18 protein-coding genes, 1 rRNA gene and 1 pseudogene are annotated in these 20,189 nt (G+C 60.9%); 8 read left to right on the top strand and 12 right to left on the bottom strand.

Going from position 1 to position 20,189, the window contains the following annotated elements; genetic code table 11:
• Positions 1-25: 25 nt before the first annotated feature.
• Positions 26-1,519, bottom strand: a complete 1,494-nt coding sequence (locus AC54AG_RS11695) for a leucyl aminopeptidase (protein ID WP_496630405.1) — start codon at positions 1,517-1,519, stop codon at positions 26-28.
• A 67-nt stretch (positions 1,520-1,586) separates the two neighbouring features.
• Between AC54AG_RS11695 and lptF the strand changes: the two genes are divergently transcribed.
• The 4 genes from lptF to AC54AG_RS11675 are packed head-to-tail and all read left to right on the top strand — an operon-like array spanning position 1,587 to position 5,270.
• Entirely contained in the window at positions 1,587-2,732 is a 1,146-nt protein-coding gene (lptF, locus tag AC54AG_RS11690) for an LPS export ABC transporter permease LptF (RefSeq protein WP_034751537.1), read from the top strand.
• Positions 2,729-3,898, top strand: a complete 1,170-nt coding sequence (gene lptG, locus AC54AG_RS11685) for an LPS export ABC transporter permease LptG (RefSeq protein WP_496630404.1) — start codon at positions 2,729-2,731, stop codon at positions 3,896-3,898. The genes lptF and lptG overlap by 4 nt, the downstream gene beginning before the upstream one ends.
• Positions 3,898-4,305 carry a sirohydrochlorin chelatase gene (locus AC54AG_RS11680; protein WP_496630403.1) on the top strand — a complete coding sequence of 136 codons (408 nt, stop codon included), beginning with the start codon at positions 3,898-3,900 and terminating at the stop codon, positions 4,303-4,305. Before lptG ends, AC54AG_RS11680 begins: the two co-directional genes overlap by 1 nt.
• Positions 4,302-5,270, top strand: a complete 969-nt coding sequence (locus AC54AG_RS11675) for a stealth family protein (protein ID WP_496630402.1) — start codon at positions 4,302-4,304, stop codon at positions 5,268-5,270. The genes AC54AG_RS11680 and AC54AG_RS11675 overlap by 4 nt, the downstream gene beginning before the upstream one ends.
• Here the strand turns inward: AC54AG_RS11675 and AC54AG_RS11670 are convergent.
• The 8 genes and pseudogenes from AC54AG_RS11670 to AC54AG_RS11635 form a co-directional block, all read right to left on the bottom strand.
• The gene (locus tag AC54AG_RS11670; RefSeq protein ID WP_034751525.1) at positions 5,267-5,917 is read right to left on the bottom strand and encodes a hypothetical protein; all 651 of its coding nucleotides are present in this window, start codon (positions 5,915-5,917) and stop codon (positions 5,267-5,269) included. The two genes, AC54AG_RS11675 and AC54AG_RS11670, sit on opposite strands and share 4 nt — an antisense overlap.
• A gap of 245 nt (positions 5,918-6,162) precedes the next feature.
• Positions 6,163-6,927: a uroporphyrinogen-III C-methyltransferase gene (cobA, locus tag AC54AG_RS11665; protein ID WP_070303820.1), complete on the bottom strand. Its 765-nt coding sequence runs from the start codon at positions 6,925-6,927 to the stop codon at positions 6,163-6,165.
• A gap of 28 nt (positions 6,928-6,955) precedes the next feature.
• On the bottom strand, positions 6,956-8,272 hold the full coding sequence (locus AC54AG_RS11660) for a sulfate adenylyltransferase subunit 1 (RefSeq protein ID WP_070303818.1): 1,317 nt from the start codon (positions 8,270-8,272) through the stop codon (positions 6,956-6,958).
• Positions 8,272-9,189: pseudogene (cysD, locus tag AC54AG_RS11655) on the bottom strand (sulfate adenylyltransferase subunit CysD); the annotation flags it as partial. The pseudogene cysD and the gene AC54AG_RS11660, both read right to left, overlap by 1 nt.
• Before the next feature lie 33 nt (positions 9,190-9,222).
• Positions 9,223-9,939, bottom strand: a complete 717-nt coding sequence (locus AC54AG_RS11650) for a phosphoadenylyl-sulfate reductase (RefSeq protein ID WP_070303816.1) — start codon at positions 9,937-9,939, stop codon at positions 9,223-9,225.
• Between the two features lie 11 nt (positions 9,940-9,950).
• Positions 9,951-10,511, bottom strand: coding sequence for a DUF934 domain-containing protein (locus tag AC54AG_RS11645; RefSeq protein ID WP_456131694.1), 561 nt, complete (start codon positions 10,509-10,511; stop codon positions 9,951-9,953).
• Complete coding sequence (locus AC54AG_RS11640) at positions 10,504-12,192, bottom strand: nitrite/sulfite reductase (RefSeq protein ID WP_034751511.1); 1,689 nt, start codon at positions 12,190-12,192, stop codon at positions 10,504-10,506. Before AC54AG_RS11640 ends, AC54AG_RS11645 begins: the two co-directional genes overlap by 8 nt.
• Before the next feature lie 81 nt (positions 12,193-12,273).
• A complete protein-coding gene (locus AC54AG_RS11635; RefSeq protein ID WP_058049636.1) occupies positions 12,274-13,047 on the bottom strand; it encodes a sulfite exporter TauE/SafE family protein in 774 nt (257 codons plus the stop codon).
• Positions 13,048-13,207: 160 nt separating this feature from the next.
• On the opposite strand from AC54AG_RS11635, the gene AC54AG_RS11630 reads away from it, so the two are divergent.
• The 3 genes from AC54AG_RS11630 to AC54AG_RS11620 all read left to right on the top strand — a co-directional run bounded on the left by AC54AG_RS11630 (position 13,208) and on the right by AC54AG_RS11620 (position 15,991).
• Positions 13,208-14,149 (top strand): CysB family HTH-type transcriptional regulator, encoded by a 942-nt coding sequence (locus tag AC54AG_RS11630; protein ID WP_034751505.1) that lies wholly within the window; start codon positions 13,208-13,210, stop codon positions 14,147-14,149.
• 62 nt (positions 14,150-14,211) lie between these two features.
• On the top strand, positions 14,212-14,862 hold the full coding sequence (locus AC54AG_RS11625) for a class I SAM-dependent methyltransferase (RefSeq protein ID WP_338681292.1): 651 nt from the start codon (positions 14,212-14,214) through the stop codon (positions 14,860-14,862).
• A 181-nt stretch (positions 14,863-15,043) separates the two neighbouring features.
• On the top strand, positions 15,044-15,991 hold the full coding sequence (locus AC54AG_RS11620) for a porin (protein ID WP_051991189.1): 948 nt from the start codon (positions 15,044-15,046) through the stop codon (positions 15,989-15,991).
• Between the two features lie 45 nt (positions 15,992-16,036).
• Here the strand turns inward: AC54AG_RS11620 and AC54AG_RS11615 are convergent, their stop codons facing one another.
• The 3 genes from AC54AG_RS11615 to AC54AG_RS11605 all read right to left on the bottom strand — a co-directional run bounded on the left by AC54AG_RS11615 (position 16,037) and on the right by AC54AG_RS11605 (position 19,507).
• Positions 16,037-17,227: a PAS domain-containing sensor histidine kinase gene (locus tag AC54AG_RS11615; protein ID WP_034751500.1), complete on the bottom strand. Its 1,191-nt coding sequence runs from the start codon at positions 17,225-17,227 to the stop codon at positions 16,037-16,039.
• A 160-nt stretch (positions 17,228-17,387) separates the two neighbouring features.
• On the bottom strand, positions 17,388-18,146 hold the full coding sequence (locus AC54AG_RS11610) for a LytR/AlgR family response regulator transcription factor (RefSeq protein WP_034751497.1): 759 nt from the start codon (positions 18,144-18,146) through the stop codon (positions 17,388-17,390).
• Positions 18,147-18,214: 68 nt separating this feature from the next.
• A complete protein-coding gene (locus AC54AG_RS11605) occupies positions 18,215-19,507 on the bottom strand; it encodes a sensor histidine kinase (RefSeq protein ID WP_072454519.1) in 1,293 nt (430 codons plus the stop codon).
• 573 nt (positions 19,508-20,080) lie between these two features.
• Here AC54AG_RS11605 and AC54AG_RS11600 point away from each other — a divergent pair.
• Positions 20,081-20,189: ribosomal RNA gene (locus tag AC54AG_RS11600) — 16S ribosomal RNA — on the top strand; the annotation flags it as partial.

The following is a 20,189-nucleotide window of genomic DNA, read 5'->3' as shown; positions in this document are numbered from 1 at the left end:
AGGGCGCTGCCGGCAAGGCGTCAACTTACACGCGGTTGATCAGGAACATCGTCAAGAGTGGAACTGGACGGCCGGTCGCGCCTTTTGCGCCGCCCGATTTCCATGCCGTGCCGGCGATGTCCAGATGCGCCCAGGTGTACTTCTTGGTGAAGTTTTCCAGGAAGGCCGCTGCCGTCACCGAACCGCCGCCTGGCGTGCCGATGTTGGCCAGGTCGGCGAAGTTCGACTTCAGCTGCTCGTTGTACGCCTCTTCGATCGGCATGCGCCATGCCGTGTCGCTCGATTGCTTACCCGCTGCCAGCAATTCATTGGCCAGCTGGTCATGCGCCGCATCGCTGCGCGTAAACAGGCCGCTGTTGTGGTGGCCCAGGGCCACGACGCAAGCGCCCGTCAGGGTGGCGATATCGACGACGGCTGCCGGCTTGAAGCGTTCGGCGTAGGTCAGCGCGTCGCACAGCACCAGACGGCCTTCGGCATCCGTGTTCAGCACTTCGATGGTCAGGCCGTTCATGGAGGTGACGATGTCGCCCGGCTTGGTGGCGCGGCCCGACGGCATGTTTTCGCACGCGGCGATGACGCCGATGACGTTCAGCTTCAGGTTCATTTCGCCGATGGCGCGGAAGGTGCCCAGCACCGAAGCGGCGCCGCACATGTCGTACTTCATTTCATCCATGCCAGGACCGGCCTTGATCGAAATGCCGCCCGTGTCGAAGGTGATGCCTTTGCCGACGAGGACCACTGGCGCATCCTTGGCCTTGCCGCCCATGTGCTTCAGGACGATGAATTTCGGCGGCTGCTCGCTGCCGTTGGTGACGGACAGGAAGCTGCCCATCTTCAGCGCTTCGAGCTGTTTGCGGTCCAGCACTTCGACTTCGAACTTGTAATCCTTGGCCAGCTGCTTGGCCGTGTTGGCCAGGTAGGTCGGGTTGGCGATGTTCGCCGGCAGGTCGCCCAAGTTGCGCGTCAGGTCGGAACCGTTGGCGATGGCGATGGCTTGCGCCAGCGCGCCGCGCGTCGCTGCTGTTGCGGGAGCGGCCAGGACGATCTTGCGCACGCCTGCTGGTGCCGGATCTTTTTTGCTTTTTTGCGAGTCGCAGCGGTATTCGCTGTCGTGGGCGGCTTGCACCACGCAACGGATTGCCCAATTTACGTCGCGCTCTTTCACTTCAGCCAGCGGTAATGCGATAATGGCGTCCGCAGTGCCCAGCGAGCCGAAGGCCTTCAGTGCGGCTTGTACGCCGGTTGTGAAGCTTTTTTCGCTGACAGTATCATCGCTGCCCATGCCTACCAGCAGAACACGTTCGGCGGCGACGCCATCGACTGCGCGCAGCAGCAAGGTGCTGCCAGGCTTGCCGCTGATGTCGCCGGACTTCAGCGCAGCCGAAATCGCACCCTTGCTGTCCAGCGATTTTGCCGCTGGCGACAGTTTTTTGTTTTCGAATACCGCAACCGCGATGCATCCGCTTTTGGCCGTGCCGAGGGTGCTCTTGGTATCGAATGCTTTTATGCTAAAGTCCATTTGGTTCTCCGTTTTCATTTACTAGTAACGTGTTACTCAACTAACTGACCCGAATTATAAACTCCGAATGATCTTTCAACGCGCCCTTCGACGTGAATTGGCTAGTGCCGCCGGGGCCACCTTCACAGTTTTGTTCAGCATCCTGCTCACCTGGATGCTGATCGGTATTCTCGGCAAGGCGGCGGGCGGCAAGATCGCGTCATCCGACGTCATGTCCCTGATGGTTTTTTCCGCCCTGATGCAGCTGCCCACCATCATCATCCTCACCGGATTCATTTCGGTGCTGATGGTCGTCACCCGCAGCTACAAGGAGTCGGAGATGGTGGTGTGGTTCGCCTCCGGCCTGAGCCTGTCGCGCTGGATCTGGCCCGTGCTCAGCTTCGGCTTGCCGCTGGTGCTGGCCACCGGCGTCCTGAGCCTGTACGCCACGCCATGGGCGCAAAAGAAAAGCGATGAATATGTGGCGCGCTTTGAAAAGCGCGAGGATCTGCAGAAAGTCACGCCGGGCCAGTTCCGCGAATCGGCCGGCAGCAACCGTATCTTCTTTGTCGAGGGCGTCAGCGGCGAGAAGAACGTGGTGCAGAACGTCTTCGTCAATACCGTCGATGAAAAGGGCAGCGCCGTCGTCGTCGTCGCCAGGGAAGGCGTGATCAATACCGACGCCAAGGGCGAACGCTTCCTCGTGCTCAAGAGCGGCCGCCGCTACCAGGGCGTGCCGACGCAGGCGGACTTCCAGACCATGGAATTCGAACAGTACATCATGCGCATCGAGAGCAAGCAGCAGGAGATGGGCGCGGACCTGGGCGTGCGCGCCATGAGCACCATGGCGCTGGTCGAGGCGAACAACCAGTTCACCATGGCCGAATTGCTGTGGCGGGTCAGCGCGCCCCTGATCGGCCTGATGCTGATCCTGCTGGCCATTCCGCTGGGTTTTGTCAATCCGCGCGCCGGCAGTTCGACCAATCTGATCATCGCGCTGCTGATTTTCTTTACGTACAGCAACCTGATCAAGGTCATCGAAGCGAGCGTGAAACAGGGCCGCATGACCTTCGGCCTGGCCTGGTGGCCGCTGCACCTGCTGGCGGCGCTGGCCGTGGTGGTGCTGTTTGCGTGGCGCCTGAATGTGAACCACCGCTATCATCCGCTGGTCCTGCTGGCGGCTTTCAAGCGCGCGCGCCGCGCCGGCAATACAAGTAAAGCGGCACCGAAATGAAGATTTTACAGCGCTATTTTGCGGTCTCGATATTCCAGGCGGTGCTGTTCGTGCTGCTGGCCTTTTTGGCACTGCAAGCCTTCATCGACCTGACGGGCGAGCTGCCCAAGGTGGGCCGCAACGGCTACACCATCCAGTATGCCTTCCTGTATGTGCTGGTGCTGGTGCCGGGGCACGTGTACGAGGTGATGCCCATCGCGGCGCTGATCGGCACCATCTACACGATGGCGCAGTTTGCCGCCAGTTCCGAATTCACCATCATGCGCGCTTCGAGCATGTCGACGGCGATGGCGGCCGGTTTCCTGTTCCGCATCGGTATCGTCTTCGTCGTCATCACCTTCATCTTCGGCGAGTTGATCACGCCGCGCACGGAGCCGCTGGCCGAGCGCCTCAAGCTGACCTCGCGCGGCGCGGCCGTGTCGAGCGAGTTTCGCTCTGGCCTGTGGACCAAGGACATGGTCAAGAGCGATGGCTTGACGGGCACCGTCACCGGCTCGCGTTTTTTCAATGTGGGCGAAGCGCGCCCGGACGGCCAGCTGAAAAACGTCAAGCTGTATGAGTTCGACACCGATATGCGCTTGCGCACCCTGACCGTGGCCAAGGGCGCGACGTATCAGGGCAGTAATATCTGGCGCCTGACCGATGTGACGGAAACCTCGTTCTCGAACAGCGCAGCCACCGCGCCAGGCTTCGAGCCGAAGCTGGCGAACTACTATGGGCAGGAAACGAGCTTGGTGCGCACGGTGCAAAGCGCCAGCAAGGACATGACGTCGGAAGTGACGCCGAAGATCCTGACGGTGTCGGCCTCCGATCCCGAGCGCATGTCGGCCAGCGAACTGGCCGTGTACACGCGCCACCTGGCCGAGAACAAGCAGGAAACGGAGCGTTTCCGCATCGCCTTCTGGAAAAAGCTGATCGATCCGCTGGCCATTTTCGTGCTGATGGCGCTGGCGCTGCCGTTCGCCTACATGCATACGCGCAGCGGCGGCATCAGCTTGAAGATCTTCATTGGCATCATGATCGGCGTGAGCTTCATGCTGGTCAACACCCTGTTCTCGCATCTTGGTCTGCTCAGCACCTGGCCGGCCTTCCTGACGGCGGTGGCGCCGAGCGCCCTGTATCTGCTGCTGGCGCTGGGCGCCCTGTGGTGGGTGGAGCGGCACTGATGGAGACGAACGTGAAACAGGCACTGATCTTGTTTGCCCATGGCGCGCGCGCCGCATCGTGGGCCGCACCGTTCGAGCGCCTGCGCGACCTGACACAGGCGCGCATGCCCGATACCTGCGTGCACCTGGCTTTCCTGGAACTGATGACGCCACGCCTGCCCGAACTGGTGGCGACCCTGCTGGCCGAGCTGCCCGCTGGCGCCATCCTGGACGTCACCGTGGTGCCCGTGTTCCTGGGGCAGGGCGGGCATGTGCTGCGCGACCTGCCGCTGCTGCTGGAAGAACTGCGCCAGCAGCATCCGGCACTGCGCCTGAAGGTGGTCGAGGCGGTCGGCGAGAACGCCAGTGTGCTGGCCGCCATCGCCGATTACTGCGTGGCGGCGCCAGGCTCCAGCCCTATCCCTTGAGCGGTATCGACATCGTCTACCTGTGGGTAGACGGCGCCGATCCCGCCTGGCGCGCGCGCCGGCAGCACGCCTATGCCGCCTGGGTGCAGGCGCATCCGGGCCAACTGGCCCTGCACGGTAACGTGGCGGGGCGCTACCGCGACAACGGCGAACTGCGCTACAACCTGCGCGCGCTCGAGCGTTTCTTCCCAGGCCACGGCCATATCTACCTGCTGACGGACCGGCAAGTGCCCGACTGGCTGCGTGCTTCACCGCGCCTGACGGTGATCGACCATGCGAGCCTGATGCCCGGTGCATCGCTGCCCGTGTTCGACTCCGGCCATATCGAATCGTATCTGCACCATATTCCGGGCCTGTCCGAACGCTTCCTGTATCTGAACGACGACGTATTTTTTGGCGCGCCGTTCGAGACCGCGTTCTGGTTCGGGGAGGAAGGGGAGGGGCGTTTGAGTGTGTTTACGGAGAGCGCGCCGCACGATGACGTGCAGGACTTGCGCGCCGACGTGGCCGCGCCAGTCAATTGCGCTACGTTGTCGCGGCAATGGCTGTCGGCGCAGTACGCGGAATACCTGCATGAACCGCGCCTGTATGCGCATGCGCCGCGGCCCATGCTGAAAAGCGCGCTGCATGCACTGGAAGGGCTGGCGCCGGCCATGTTTGCCGGCGTGCGCGCGACGGTGTTCCGCTCGTGGCAGGTGCCGGCATTGCTGCCCGATCTGGTGCCGCGCTGGATGGTGCATCAGGGATTCGCGCGCTCGCGCATGCTCGACCCGCTGCATATCGCCAGCGGCGATGTGGCGGCGCCGCGGCAGCTCGAGGAGCTGGCCGCGCGATTCGGCAGCTTGCCGTTTTTCTGTATCAACGATACCTGCGACGAGGCCGACGATGACGATCCGCGCCTGCTGCGCGTGGCCGCTACCTTGCAGCGGCTGCTGCCGCTGCCATCCTCATTTGAAAGTGCTTAAGCCGTTTTTTTCTTCGGCGCCAGGCTGATGCGGGCGGCGGCCGTGCTGTCGGACAGCGAAGCGAGGAATAGCAGCAGATAGGCGCCCAGTTCGAAGACTTCCTCGCCCAGCAGCGCGTAGGCGTCGGGCATGCCATGGAAGACCTTCTTGTCGAAAGGCCAGCCGGCGGCCATCAGCAAGCCGCCGATGGCCGTCAGGATGGTGATGCGCATGCTGAAAATCAGGCCCGCATGGGCAAACACCTTGCGCGCGCGCGGCGCGAAGAAGATCAACAGGCGTATCAGGATCAGCAACTCCACCACGCGCAGGGCTTTTTCCAGCTGCGCCCAGAAGGGCGCCGCGCCGAACTGGTCGATATCGAGTTCGCGCAGCAGGAAGCCGAACAGCAGCGCGCACAGGCCTGCATGCATGAGGAAGCGCAAGGACTGGCGGTCAGTCTCTTGCCAGGCGCGCACGCCGTGCACGGTGCAAGCGAGAGCCAGGAACAGCGCCTGCAGCCATTCCAGCAAATGGTTTTCGTCGTCGATATTCGGGAACACCGTCCACAGGGCGATGGAGGCGAGCATGCTTAACAGCACAGCGCTGGCGACGCCGACATTGCTGCGGCTGAGCGAAGTCAGGGCTTCGCGCATGGAGTTGAAATTCATCTGTGATCGTAAGGCTAAAGTTGCGCGGCGCGGTATTGCAGCCTGCGGGCGCAGCTTTTTTCGGGGAGATTGCCAGGGCTCCCGTCAGCCGGGAGGCCGCATGGCAAGCGCTATGGCGGGGTGAAGCGTGAGTTTATTGCTATCACACAACAACTTCTCGAGAAAAGATGCGTGAGCATCGTATCATGTTTCCCCGGAAGACGTCGGTTACTGACTTTAAAGTCGGTAAAATACGCTGTGTTTATTCAAGCATGGCGCGCCAGAATGGCGGCCGTTTCTTCGATGGCCTGGTGCGCGCGCACGGCCATGGCGTCGCCCAGCATCACCAGCACGGGGCCGTGGTTGTCGCCCAGACCATGCGCCAGGGCGCCCAGCGTCAGGCGCACGATGCGCTGGTCCGGGCGGCTGCAGTTTTCAATCACCACCACCGGGGTGTCGGCACGGCGGCCCTGGGCCAGCAGGCGCTGGGCCGTGGCGATGGCTTCGCGGCCACCCATGTATTGCACCAGGGTGTCACAGTCGGGGATGCGCGTCTGGTCCGGTTCGCCTGGCGCCGTGCTGGAAGTAAAGAAGGCGACGCTGCGCGACACGCCCCGTTTGGTCAGCGGCTGCTGTGTAGCGGCCGCGGCCGCCAGGGCCGTGGTAATGCCGGGCACCACTTCGACGGCGATGCCCGCTTCTTCCAGCGCGCGCAATTCCTCGTCGGCGCGGCCGAACAGCATGGGGTCGCCCCCTTTCAGGCGCACGACGACGGCGTGCTTGCGCGCGTTGTCGACCAGTTGCTTGTTGATGAACGCCTGCGCCGTCGACAACTGGCCGCAGCGCTTGCCGACCAGAATCTTTTGCGCCTGCGGGCACAGCTCCAGCATCTCTTCGGTGACCAGTGCGTCGTGCAGCACGACGTCCGCCTGTGCCAGCAGGCGCGCGCCGCGCAAGGTCATCAGGTCTTGCGCGCCGGGCCCGGCGCCGATCAGGTAGACCTTGCCGGGGAGAGATGGGGAGCTGTTCATGTGGCTGCCTTTCCTGGACGATACGGGATTAGAGCCGAACCATGCCGGCCGCGACGGTCTGGTGGGTGACTTCATCGATCAGGATGAAGGCGCCGGTGGCGCGGATATCGGCATACGCGTCGGCCGCCAGCGCTTGCTGCACGTTCAGGCTGATGCGGGCGATGTCGTTGAGCTTCAAGCCTTCGGCCGGATGGCGCTGCTGCGTATTGATGTCGAGGATCGATTCGATCGCCGTCACCTTGGCCGCCGTCTGCTTGGTGCCGTGCTTGATCCAGTACTTGCGGCGCAAGTCGAGCGCGTCTTCCGACAGCCAGCACACGTCGGCCACCACTTGTTTCAGCAGTGTGGCAGGGCGCTCGCTGCTCGCCAGCAAGTCGCCGCGCGAGATGTCGAGGTATTCATTGAGCAGCAGGGTCACGGACTGGCCCACCACGGCGGTGCTCAGCGAGCCGTCCAGGGTGACGATATCCTTGACGGTTGCCGTCTGGCCCGATGGCTGCACCACGAGGGTGTCGCCGATGCTGACCTTGCCCGCCTCGATGCGGCCCATGTAGCCGCGGAAGTCGTTTGCTTCGTGGCCGTTGTGGCGCGCCACCAGCTGCACCGGGAAGCGGAAGGGCGTGTCGTGCGATTCGTCGTAGACGGACAGCGATTCGAGCAGCTCGATCAAGGTCGGGCCCGTGTACCAGCCCAGCTTGTCGCCGCGTTCGACGACGTTGTCGCCGGTGAGTGCCGACAGCGGGATCGGCGTGATGTCCTTCAAGCCCAGCGACTGGGCGAATTCGCGGTAGGCGGCCACGATGCGGTTGTACACCGTTTCATCGTAGTCGACGAGGTCCATCTTGTTGACGGCCACGACCACGTGTTCGATCTGCAGCAAATGGGCAATCGTCGAGTGGCGCTTGGTCTGGATCAGCAATTCCACGCTGCCGTCGTCGCCCAGTTTCACTTTCGACACGTCGATCAGGATGATGACGGCGTCGGCCGTGGAGGCGCCCGTCACCATGTTGCGCGTGTATTGCTCGTGGCCCGGCGTGTCGGCGATGATGAATTTGCGTTTCGGCGTGGCAAAGTAACGGTATGCCACATCGATGGTGATGCCTTGCTCGCGTTCCGCTTCCAGGCCGTCCGTCAGCAGCGACAGGTCGACCGTGTCGCCCACCGTGCGCTTGTGCTTGGAGCGCGACATGGCGTCGAGCTGGTCGGCGAAGATGCCCTTGCTGTCGAACAGCAAACGGCCGATCAGCGTGCTCTTGCCGTCATCGACGGAACCGGCCGTGATGAAGCGCAGCATGCCGCGCTCCAGGCTGTCGGTGAGGTTGGTGTTCTGGATTGCTGCGTTCATTAGAAATACCCTGCTTTCTTGCGTTTTTCCATCGAGGCTTCGGAAGTCTGGTCATCCATGCGGGTGGCGCCCCGCTCCGTGATTTGCGTGATTGCCGTTTCGGCGATGATGGCGTCGACCGTCGCCGCATCGGACGAGACAGGGCAGGTGCACGAGATATCGCCCACCGTGCGGAAGCGCACGACTTGCGTTTCCACCGTCTCGCCTTCGCGCGGCGGCGTCAGATCCGTCAGCGGCACCAGCAAGCCATTACGCGGGATCACCTGGCGCTCGTGCGCGAAGTAGATCGGCGGCAATTCCAGTTGCTCGCGGGCGATGTATTGCCACACGTCCAGCTCGGTCCAGTTGGAGATCGGGAAGACGCGCATGTTTTCACCGGGATGGACGCGGGTGTTATACAGATCCCACAGTTCCGGACGCTGGGCTTTCGGGTCCCAGGCGCCGAATTCGTCGCGGAACGAAAAGATGCGTTCCTTGGCGCGGGCTTTTTCTTCGTCGCGGCGGGCGCCGCCGATGCAGGCGTCAAATTTGTATTCGGCGATGGTTTCCAGCAAGGTAACGGCTTGGGCCGCGTTGCGCGAATCCGTGGCCGGGTTGCGCAGGCGCACGGTGCCGCGCTTGATCGAGTCTTCCACGGAGCCGACGATCAGGCGCTCGCCCAGTTCCGCCACTTTCTTGTCACGGAAAGTGATGACTTCGGGGAAGTTGTGGCCCGTGTCGATATGCACGAGGGGAAACGGGAACTTGCCTGGGCGGAAGGCTTTTTCGGCCAGGCGCAGCAGGACGACGGAATCCTTGCCGCCGGAAAACAGCAGCGCAGGGTTGGCCGATTCGGCCGCCACTTCGCGCATGATGTGGATGGCTTCCGATTCAAGGCTGTCGAGGTGACGCTGGTTCAAAATATTGCTCATATGGGTGCTTTCTTGTTCTGCTGAGTCTGTTGTGTCTGTTCAGGCTGCCACGGATTTGATGCGTATCAGTTTGCCGTCCACCATGTGCAGGCCGCATTCCTTGGAGTCGGGGTTTTCCCACCACCAGCGTCCGGCGCGTACATCTTCGCCCGGCTGCACTGCGCGCGTGCACGGTTCGCAGCCGATCGATGGGTAACCCTGGTCATGCAGCGCGTTGTACGGCACGTCGTTGGCGCGGATGTAGGCCCACACGTCTTCTTCCGACCAGTCTGCCAGCGGATTGAATTTCGTCATGGCGTGGGCCGCGTCGTCTTCCTGCACGTGCAATTCGGCGCGCGTGGTGGACTGGGCGCGGCGCTGTCCCGTGACCCAGGCCTTGTTGCCGGCCAGGGCGCGGCCCAGCGGCTCGACCTTGCGGATGCGGCAGCATTCGCGGCGCATCTCGACGCTGTTGTAGAACGCGTTCAGGCCGTTCTGTTCCACGTAGGCAGCCACGGCTTCCGGTTGCGGGCGGTACAAGGTGATGTCGTGGTCGTAACGGGTCTTGACCTTGTCGAGCACGGCCAGGGTTTCCTGGTGCAGCCGGCCTGTTTCCAGGGAGAAGATGCCGATGGGCAGCTTCGCCTTGAGTATCATGTCGGTCAGCACCATGTCTTCGGCTGCCAGGCTAGAGGCGAACACGGCCGGCGAAAAGTCCGCGGCGATGCGTGTCAGCGTTTGCTGGGTGGCGTCAATTAAAGTAGAGAGGTCGCTCATGGCTCGCTTTCTCAGATGCCGGCCGCGTTGTCGAGGTCAGGATTCTGGCCTTCGCGCTGGTGGCGGCGGAACAGCGGCGATTTTTGATCCCACGACGCCTGGTAGGTTTCCGAAAAGACCGATAAACCTTTCAGGGCGTCATGGATGCTGCGGTCGGGGCGTGTCGCATACGCGTCGAAGCCGACCCGGTGCATGGAAAACAGCTGGTCGCGCAGCACGTCGCCAATCGCGCGCAATTCACCTTGGAAACCGAGGCGGGCGCGCAGGTTGAACGCGATGGAATAGCCGCGGCCATCCGTGAATTTCGGGAAGTCCACGCCGATGACGGGCAGTTGCGCCATGTCGGCCGCTAGTTCTTCCGGGCGCTCGTCGCTGGCCAGCCATACGCCGATGTCGGGCAGGCGAGCGGCCAGGGTTTCGCGCTGGGCTTGCCATACGAGCAGCGGCACGATGACCTTGCCGGCTGGCACGACGACCGTTTCCGGCGTGTCGTTTTCATCGAGGCGCAGCAAGCCCCAGGTATTCGGCACCACGGCGGCGTTCTTGATGATTTCTTCGCGTACTTCAAACATATTCGTCTTCTCCCACCAGGTTGCCGACCGTGATCGGCGTTGCATATACGTGTTCCTTGAACGGCGCCAGGCCCAGGCGCTGTGCCGTGTCGACGAAGCGCTCGCCTTCGTGGCGGTCGCGCACGTAGACGTGCAGCAGGCGGCCGATGACTTCAGGCATCTGCAGGGAAGAGAACGATGGCCCGATGATCTTGCCGATGGCCGCGTTGTTGCCTTGCGCGCCGCCTATCGACACTTGATACCATTCGCTGCCATCCTTGTCGACGCCGAGGATGCCGATGCTGCCCACGTGATGGTGGCCACAGGCATTGATGCAGCCGGAAATGTTCAGTTCGATCTCGCCGATGTCGTGCTGGAAGTCGATGCTGTCGAAGCGTTCCGCGATGGCGGCCGCGATCGGCAGCGACTTGGCGTTGGCCAGCGAGCAGAAGTCGCCACCAGGGCAGCAGATCATGTCGGTCAGCAAGCCGATGTTCGGCGTGGCCAGGCCATGCGCCTTGGCTTCCTGCCACAGCGTGAACAGTTTCGACTGTTCCACGTCGGCCAGCACGAGGTTTTGCTCGTGCGTCACGCGCAGTTCGCCAAAGCTGTAGCGGTCGGCCAGATCGGCCACGAAATCGATCTGCTCGGCCGTCGCGTCGCCCGGCGGCACGCCCGTTTTCTTCAGGGACAGCACCACGGCCACGTAGCCGGGGCGCTGGTGCGGCTTGACGTTGCGCGCCAGCCAGTTCACATAGGCCTTGTTGTCCGCGTGTTCCGCTTTGTAGTCGAGTTCCGGCAGGGCCTGGTAGGCGGGCGGATTGAAGAAGTCCGCCACGCGCTGCATTTCCTCGGCCGTCAGGGTTTCCGGACCATCCTTCAAGTCGACCCACTCGGCTTCCACCTGGCGCGTGAATTCTTCGACGCCGATGGCTTTCAGCAAAATCTTGATGCGCGCCTTGTATTTGTTGTCGCGGCGGCCGTGCAAGTTGTACACGCGCATGATCGCCTGGATATACGTCAGCAAATGCTGCCACGGCAGGAAGTCGCGCACGACGCTACCCAAAATCGGCGTGCGGCCCATGCCGCCGCCGGCCATGACCTTGAAGCCCACTTCGCCGGCTTCGTTGCGCACGGCCGTCAAGCCGATGTCGTGCACGGCGATGGCGGCGCGGTCTTCCTCGGCGCCATTGATGGCGACCTTGAATTTACGCGGCAGGGCGATGAACTCGGGGTGGAAGGTGCTCCACTGGCGCAATACTTCCGCGTACGGGCGCGGATCGATGATTTCATCGGCCGCGACGCCGGCGAACGGGTCCGATGTTGTATTACGGATACAGTTGCCGGACGTCTGGATCGCGTGCATTTCCACGGAAGCGAGGTCCGTCAGGATATCGGGAGTTTGTTCCAGTTCGATCCAGTTGAACTGGATGTTCTGGCGCGTCGTGAAGTGGCCATAGCCGCGGTCGTACTTGCGCGCGATGTGCGCGAACATGCGCATCTGCTTGGCCGAAAGCAAGCCGTACGGCACGGCGATACGCAGCATGTAGGCGTGGCGTTGCATGTACAGGCCGTTTTGCAGGCGCAGCGGAATGAATTCCTCTTCCGTCAGTTCATTGGCGATACGGCGCGCAACCTGGTCTCGGTACTGGGCGATGCGTTCTTTGATGATGAGGTGGTCGTACTGATCGTAATGGTACATATCAATTCCTAAAAAAGCCGGGGTGCTGGAAGATTGCCTGGGATTATGTTCTTGATACTGCTCTTGTCACTTGTTCGGTAATTAATAGATTAGCTTCACTGCCACGCCGGTCAAGGTCATCGCCAGCAGCACTCTTAAAAACTTTTCCGGCACGGAGCGGGCGACCCAGGAACCGAGCGTGATGCCGGGCAGGGAGCCGACCAGCAAGGAGGCCAGCAATTCCCAGTGGATGGAGCCGAGCCACCAGTGGCCCAGGGCGGCGATGGCCGTCAGGGGCACGGCATAGGCGATATCGGTGCCCGCCACTTCGGCCGAGCTCATGCGTGGATACAGCATCACCAGCAGGGTCGCGCCGATGGCGCCGGCGCCGATCGACGAGACCGTCACCAGCACGCCCAGCACGGCGCCGGCAATAATGGTCGCAGCGGCAAGCTTGTTTCCTTGTAATTGTTTCTCGGGGTGCGCATTGATCCAGGCCAACATGCGGCCCTTGAAAATCAGTGCCACGACGGTCAGCAGCACGGAGCCGGCGATCGAGTAGCGGATGATCTGGCCGATTTCCGGCGACAGGGTGCCGAACGATTTGAGCGCCAGGGTCGCGAGGACGGCGGCGGGCAGGGCGCCGATGCACAGGCGCTTGACGATATCCCAGCGGATGGTGCCGCGCAGGCGGTGCGTCAGGGTGCCGGCGCTCTTGGTGATCGAGGCGAACGCCAGGTCGGTACCGACGGCCACGGAAGGCGGCACGCCAAACAGCAGGGTTAACAGCGGCGTCATCAGCGAGCCGCCGCCCACGCCGGTCATTCCTACGAGTAATCCTACGGCAAATCCTGAGACTATATAAGACAAAGTCATGCTTGCACCCCCAAAGTACTCGCAATAGTAATAAACTTAGTGTTTATTCCAAACTACTAAGTACGCATTTGCTTATATGCGATATGCGTATATGCATGAACGCAAAATCATGGGTGGGGCGGAAACTCGGCAAATCACGGCAATCTAGGGCAAACCAGCAATGAATCTCCATCAACTGCGCTTCGTGCGCGAAGCGGTCCGGCAGAATTACAACCTGACGGATGCCGCCAAGGCCCTATTCACGTCGCAACCTGGCGTATCGAAAGCCATCATCGAGCTGGAGGAAGAGCTGGGCGTGGATATTTTCACGCGCCATGGCAAGCGCATCCGCGGCTTGACGGAGCCGGGCCGCCTGGTGCTGGAGTCGGTCGAGCTGATCATGCAGGAAATCGACAGCATGAAGCGCATCGGCAAGGAATTCGCGGCGCAGGACAGCGGCAGCTTTACCATCGCCACCACGCATACGCAGGCGCGCTACACTTTGCCCAAGGTCGTGCAAGCCTTCATGCTGAAGTTCCCGAAGGTCAGATTGTCTTTGCTGCAAGGCAATCCGCGCCAGATCGCCGAGATGGTGCAGCGCGACCAGGCCGACCTGGCCATCGCCACGGAATCGATCGCCGCCATCGATGGCTTGATTACCTTGCCATGCTATCAATGGGAGCACGTGGTGGTGGTGCCCGTCGACCATCCGCTGCTCAAATCGAAGTCCGTGACCCTGGAAGAAATCGCCGCTTTCCCCCTGATTACCTATGACAGCGCGTTCGCCGGACGCAACAAGATCGACCACGCTTTCGTGCTGCGCGGCTTGAAACCGGACATCTTGCTCGAAGCCATCGATGCGGACGTGATCAAGACTTATGTCGAGTTGGGCATGGGGATTGGTATCATAGCGGGTATGGCCTTCGATGCCGAGCGCGACAAAGGCTTGCGCGCCATTCCTGTCGGCCATCTGTTCGGCATGAATGTGTCGCGCGTGGCCGTCAAGCAGGGCGCGTATTTGCGCAGCTATATCTATACCTTTATCGAGTTGCTGACACCGACCCTGAACCGCAAGCTCATCGAGCAGGCGATGAGCGGTGATAAAGAGCACTACGAACTATAAACAATGCATGAAGCCGGCCGGGCGAGTTGCCTGGCCAAGATTATTTAAGAAGAGAAGAAACAATGATTACCGATCAGCTTGCCAAATATTACGCCACCATCGCGCAGCAGTACGAGCGCGTCTATGACAAGCCCGAACGCCAGGAAGACCTGGAAGTGTTGCGCGACAAGGTCGCCGACGTGCTGGAAGGCCACACCGTGCTGGAGCTGGCTTGCGGCACCGGCTACTGGACGGAAGTGGTCGCCGAGTCGGCCGACTCCGTGCTGGCCACCGATATCAACGATGAAATGCTGGCGCTGGCCCAATCGCGCGGCTTGCCCGACAACGTCACCTTCGCCAAGCTCGATGCCTTCAACTTGCCCGATGACTTGCTGGGCAAGTTTACGGCCGTGTTTGCCGGTTTCTGGTGGTCGCACGTCAAGCGCGAAGACCAGGATAAATACCTGAAGCAATTGCGCAGCAAGCTGGGCAAGGACATTCTGCTGGTGCTGATCGACAATTCCTATGTCGATGGCAGCAGCACCGTGATCGCGCGTACCGACCTGGAAGGCAACACCCACCAGTTCCGCACGACGGACGCGGGCGAGCGCTATGAAGTACTGAAGAATTTCCCGTCAGATAGCCACCTGCGCAAGAAGTTTGCCCACTCGGCCCGCGAAATCCGCATGAAGCGCCTGGAATACTACTGGCTGCTGAGCTGCCGCCTGAAGTAAGCTGTTGCCGCATGAACCGCCTCCGGGCGGTTTTTTTTCGTCTGTTGTTTTTATCTGACATGACGTTGTGCCAAAAAGCAACATCTTGTCGATGTCATATTGTTGAAGTATTTGGTGGGCATGATTCGGTTCAGCAGCTAAGCAGCACCACTCTTGTCCAACCTAATGTAGAGAATCTCAAGTGAAAAAAATTACTCTGGCAGCATTGATCATCGGCACCTTCGCAGCAGCTACGGCACAAGCACAATCGAACGTCACCGTGTACGGCCTGGTTGACCTCGGTATTGCCAAGACCACTGGCCAGCCGACGGTACAACGCGAAAACAATGCTTCGCGCCTCGGTTTCAAGGGTACGGAAGATCTGGGTGGCGGCCTGTCCGCAATTTTCAACCTGGAAAGTGAATTCCTGGCTGACACCGGCGCGCAAAAAGGCGTGTTGTTCGACCGTCAAGCCTACGTGGGCTTGAAAGGCGCGTTTGGTACCGCCATCCTGGGCCGCACCAAGAATCTGGTCGACGGCACCATCGCCCGCGTTGATCCATTCAACACCTACGGTGTGGTTGGCAAGAACAATGAAACCCTGCTGCGTTCGGGCGTCGGCACGTCGCGCGTCAACAATGCCGTGACCTACAACAGCCCAAGCTTTGACGGTTTCGTGGGCAGCCTGCAATACGTGCTGAGCGAAGTCAACAGCGCTGACGCAGGCGTGATCGGCCTGGCAACCTACGACAATGGCCCGATCAGCTTGCACGCCGGCTACGAAAAAGCCGTGCAAGCGACGGCAACGGCCGCCAAGCCTGATCTGTGGTCCATCGGTGGCGGCTATAAATTCGGCCCAGCGAAGATCACGGCCGCCTATTCGAAAGGCGACACCAAGGTTGCCACGACTGGCGAATTCAAGTCCTACCTGATCGGCCTGAACTACACGGTCGGCGGTGGCGATGCCAAAGTGTCGTACGGCAAGCAAGAGCAAAGCAACAACAAGTTCAAGGATCAGGACACCATCAAGGAATTCGGCGTTGGTTACGACTACCACCTGTCGAAGCGCACCGATGTGTACGCTTACGCTGGCCGCGAGCGCGTCAAGTCGCTGACTTCGTACCAGATCGGTCTGGCACACAAATTCTAAGCATCATTCGATGTGACGAAGCAAAGGCGCCTGCGGGCGCCTTTTTTATTGCATCGCCGCGGCGGCCGCCTCGGCATGCATGGGCAGCGAGATTTCGATGCGCGTGCCGCCCAGTTCGCTATCGGTACCGATATGGATATTGCCATTCAAGCCCCATACCCGTTCACGCATGCCCAGCAAGCCAAGTGCCGTGGCTTTTTCCAGGTCGTGTTCGGCAATGCCGCGGCCATCATCCTGGATGGTGATCGCCAGCGAGGAATCGATGCGGTGCAGGGCGATGGTGATGTGGCTGGCCTCGGCATGGCGCGCGATATTCGTCAACGCTTCCTGCACGATGCGGTAGATGGCCGTGCTGCGCGCGTCGTCGAGCACGAGGTCGGCTTCGTCGGCCAGCAAGTCGAAATGGATGGCGCGGCGCAACAGGAAGTCGTGGCGCAGTTTTTGTAGCGCAAAATACAATCCCCCTTCATCGAGCGCGCGCGGACGCAGGTTGCTAGCGATGCGCCGCAGCGAGGTGATGGCTGTCACCAGCAAGCCGTCCATGCTGTGCAGCAGCGCCTGCAGGGACGCGGTGGTATCCGTGTGCTGGCGCACGAGGGTCAGGTCGACGCGCAAGGTGGCGAGCAATTGCCCCAAGTCATCATGCAGTTCGCGCGCGATATGCTTGCGTTCTTCTTCGCGGATGGTTTGCAGCGCGCTCGACAATTCACGCAATTGCGAAAAGGAGCGGGCCAGCTGTTCATGCATCTGCTGGCGCGCGCTGATGTCGCGCACGATGATGGTAAACACGCTCTGGCCATCTTCCTGCATGGACGAGAGCGAGCCTTCGAGGGGAAACATGGCGCCATCGCTGCGCCTTCCCGTCAAGGTGTAGTCGGTGGCGCGCCGGCCCGTCAGGCGCAGCTCCAGGCTGATGTCGTCAAACGGCGGATCGCCATCGTGCGTGCCCAGGCTGCCGAGGGTACGCAAGTCGCGCAGGATGTAGTGGCCCAGGGGCATGCCGCACATGGCGGCCGGCGTGTCGTCGAACAATCTGGCCGCCGCCGCGTTCGCATGCAGGATGATTTGCCGGCTGTCGATACTGATGATGGCGTCGCTGGCGTTGTCGATGATGGCCTGGCCGCGCGCCTGCTGTTGCCGGCGGGCTTTCAGTGGAGGAAACAGGCACAGCAAAAGCGCCGCCGCCATACCCAGCGGCAAGATGCGCAGCAGCGCGGGACTGCCTCGGTCGGGCATTGGGGTCTCCTTGCGAACGTGGGCGAAGGCAGGCAGTGCAGGAATGACGGGCGGGACTTGATATAGCCTATGCCTGCTGGCGCGGCGCGGTTTGATGTGGCGCAGAAAGGGGGCAGAAGAGAGGCATGCGCCGCGCCGGCCTGGACCGGGCGGCGGAGACTTACATTTGCTTGAACAGGTGCAGGAAGCTGCGGCTCACTTCGAGCTTGTCGGACTTGCCTTTGATGAGGACCAGGTGGCGGCCGCGGATGTCGCGCGTCACGCCTTCGATGGCATTCACATTGACGAGGGTGGCGCGGTGGATTTGCCAGAACAGCGAAGGATCGAGCTCTTCAGCCAGGTCGCGCACGGGTTTGCGGATCAGCGCCTCGTACTTGGCTGTCTGCACGCACGTGTATTTCTCGTCCGAACGGAAGAACAGGATCTCTTCCACGGGAATCATGCGCAAGTCCTGGCCGATGCTGGCCTGTATCCATTGCAAATACGTGGGCTTGGCCGTGATTTTTTCCGCCAGCTGCGACAGCATGGCCGTGACGCTGCTGTTGACGTCCAGGGCCGGCTTGTTCAAGTGCGTTTTCAGGCGCTCCACCGTCACCAGCAAGCGCTCGTGCTCGGGCGGCTTGAGCACGTAGTCGACGGCGCCCCGCTCGAAAGCTTCGACGGCGTGGCTGTCATAGGCCGTGACGAAGACGATATGCGTCTTGCTGCCGATTACTTGCGCCGCTTCCATGCCCGTCTTGCCCGGCATGCGGATATCGAGGAAGGCAAAGTCGGGCTTGAGTTGTTCCACCAGTTCGATCGCTTCGTCGCCATTCTTGGCTTCGCCGATGATTTCCAGTTCAGGCCAGGCCTGGCCCAGGCGCAGGCGCAGCTGGTCGCGCATCAGTCTTTCGTCGTCGGCAATAATAGCGGTAGGCATAAGTCTCAAGTGTGAACGGGCGAAGATTGATTATTCAATGATTTAGCGTTTTTATCAACTACTCTGTCTTATTTGGACAATTGATAGGGCACTTCGATCACGGCGCACACGCCGGACGGTTGATTTGGCGTAATGGTCAGGCTGCCCTGGTCGCCATGCAGCAGTTTCAAACGCTCGCGGATGGTCGGTAAACCGAGGCCCGTGCCATCGCTGGGCACCACGCCAAAGCCCAGGCCGTCGTCGGTGACCGTCACGCGCAATTTGCTGTGCGCCACTTCGGCCACGATGCGCAGGGTACCGCCTTCCGGTTTGACTTCCAGGCCGTGCTTGATGGCATTTTCCACCATCGATTGCAGCATCATGGGCGGGAAGGCGGCGCTGCGCAGGCCATCGGGAATCTGGAAATCGACGGTCAGGCGTTCTTCCATGCGCATTTTCAGCAGGTTCAAATACGCTTGCACCATGTCCGCTTCACGGCCCAGGTTGGTAATCAGGGCGTTGTCGCGCATTTGCGGCAGCACGGCGCGCAGATATTGAATCAGGCTGCGCTGCATCTTGGCCGCGCGCGGCGGATCAACCTGGATCAGGTGTTCGACGGAGGCAAGCGTGTTGAACAGGAAGTGCGGCTCGACTTGCGCCTGCATCATCTGCATCTTCGCTTCGCTGAGCTGGCGCTGCATGGATTCGCGCTCGGCCGCTTCGTTCGCCGTGACGGTTTCCGCTTCCGCGCGTTTCTTGCCGCCGACCAGGGCTTTCATGGCGAACAGGGCCAACACCAGCAAGGAGACAAAGCTCTTGAACCAGGTCGAGGCTTGCTGGTGATAGCGCGACACTTTTTGTTCAGCTGCATCATCGACGGCTTCTTCGATGGCATTTGACAGCTCTTCGCCGATTTGCGGCGGCAATTCAATATGGACTTCTTCGCCCGATGCATTGGTGGTCACCGGATAGCTGGGTTTGGCGGGGGCGGCCGGCGGTTCAGGCGGTGCCGGCGGCACGGCACTGGCTTGCGCGTCCGCCTCGGCGGCGTCGGCCGGATCGCTGGCTGCATCGGCCGCGCTGCTGCGCCGGTTCTTGCTGTTGCGGGGATTGAAATGGATGCCCGTATCGTCGATCAGGATATTGGTTTCGCCCGAGCCCTTGCTGCTGCGTTTATGCGACTTGATGACAACTTCTTCGTCCGGGCCGGACGAAAACAGTTCATCTTGCAAAATGGAGCCGGCGATCAGGGCCAGCGCAGCGAACAGGAAGAATTTCCACCAGGACAGTTGGGTGACCCAGGTCGTCGTCGCGTCGAATGCCCGTTGCAACCAAGCGAGGATGGTTTTCAACAATTCGGGCAGGCTGGAAATCGGAAGCATGGGGGCACTTTCAAATACAAGAGTTAATCGACGCAGCGGGCAAGTTTAACCGCTTGTTGCGTAGCGTCAGAGTCTGATGTTGCCACTGTGCCTAAAGACCACGAACTACGCCAGCCGATTGCGACAGGCTGCACAAAAAGGCGCTTGAAGTGAAGGCCAGGCTTGCTGGGCGGTGAGGGGCGATAAATAGCGCTTGCAGGGAATGTGGGGCAGGGCTATAATTCGCCCCCTCGCTGAACGACGCATGCAAATGCTGAATGAGACGAGAAAAAAGAAGGTTGACGAAATGCTGCAAACGCTTCATACTCTTCCTTCTTCGCAGCTGATAAACACAACGCTTTGTCGATAGCGCGAAAGCAGTACCGAATACAGTTCTTTAACAATTAACAGTCGATAAGTGTGGGCATTTGATGTCAGTGCAGCGTCAATCTTAGGATTGGCGTCTAACTTAAAATATCAAATGTTCACAAGAAATAATGAAATAGGATACTTCTTCGGAAGTAGCCTGTCAGTTTTTTGAGTGAGCGACCCGTCGCAAGACGGTGCCAATAAAACGGCAAAGTAACAGAGATTAAACTGAAGAGTTTGATCCTGGCTCAGATTGAACGCTGGCGGCATGCCTTACACATGCAAGTCGAACGGCAGCACGGAGCTTGCTCTGGTGGCGAGTGGCGAACGGGTG

Source organism: Janthinobacterium sp. BCJ23, from assembly GCF_059617945.1.
Note: the sequence above shows the minus strand (reverse complement) of the source record. Positions and strands in the feature narration are given on the sequence as shown.

Excerpts from the sequence above, each read along its gene's own strand:
- AC54AG_RS11605 (WP_072454519.1), bottom strand. The coding sequence starts at position 19,507 with ATGCTTCCGATTTCCAGCCTGCCCGAATTGTTGAAAACCATCCTCGCT.
- AC54AG_RS11695 (WP_496630405.1), bottom strand. The coding sequence starts at position 1,519 with ATGGACTTTAGCATAAAAGCATTCGATACCAAGAGCACCCTCGGCACG.
- AC54AG_RS11630 (WP_034751505.1), top strand. The coding sequence starts at position 13,208 with ATGAATCTCCATCAACTGCGCTTCGTGCGCGAAGCGGTCCGGCAGAAT.
- AC54AG_RS11640 (WP_034751511.1), bottom strand. The coding sequence starts at position 12,192 with ATGTACCATTACGATCAGTACGACCACCTCATCATCAAAGAACGCATC.
- AC54AG_RS11645 (WP_456131694.1), bottom strand. The coding sequence starts at position 10,511 with ATGTTTGAAGTACGCGAAGAAATCATCAAGAACGCCGCCGTGGTGCCG.
- AC54AG_RS11660 (WP_070303818.1), bottom strand. The coding sequence starts at position 8,272 with ATGAACGCAGCAATCCAGAACACCAACCTCACCGACAGCCTGGAGCGC.
- cobA (WP_070303820.1), bottom strand. The coding sequence starts at position 6,927 with ATGAACAGCTCCCCATCTCTCCCCGGCAAGGTCTACCTGATCGGCGCC.
- AC54AG_RS11615 (WP_034751500.1), bottom strand. The coding sequence starts at position 17,227 with ATGCCCGACCGAGGCAGTCCCGCGCTGCTGCGCATCTTGCCGCTGGGT.
- AC54AG_RS11670 (WP_034751525.1), bottom strand. The coding sequence starts at position 5,917 with ATGAATTTCAACTCCATGCGCGAAGCCCTGACTTCGCTCAGCCGCAGC.
- AC54AG_RS11680 (WP_496630403.1), top strand. The coding sequence starts at position 3,898 with ATGGAGACGAACGTGAAACAGGCACTGATCTTGTTTGCCCATGGCGCG.
- AC54AG_RS11650 (WP_070303816.1), bottom strand. The coding sequence starts at position 9,939 with ATGAGCGACCTCTCTACTTTAATTGACGCCACCCAGCAAACGCTGACA.
- AC54AG_RS11625 (WP_338681292.1), top strand. The coding sequence starts at position 14,212 with ATGATTACCGATCAGCTTGCCAAATATTACGCCACCATCGCGCAGCAG.
- lptG (WP_496630404.1), top strand. The coding sequence starts at position 2,729 with ATGAAGATTTTACAGCGCTATTTTGCGGTCTCGATATTCCAGGCGGTG.
- lptF (WP_034751537.1), top strand. The coding sequence starts at position 1,587 with ATGATCTTTCAACGCGCCCTTCGACGTGAATTGGCTAGTGCCGCCGGG.
- AC54AG_RS11635 (WP_058049636.1), bottom strand. The coding sequence starts at position 13,047 with ATGACTTTGTCTTATATAGTCTCAGGATTTGCCGTAGGATTACTCGTA.
- AC54AG_RS11610 (WP_034751497.1), bottom strand. The coding sequence starts at position 18,146 with ATGCCTACCGCTATTATTGCCGACGACGAAAGACTGATGCGCGACCAG.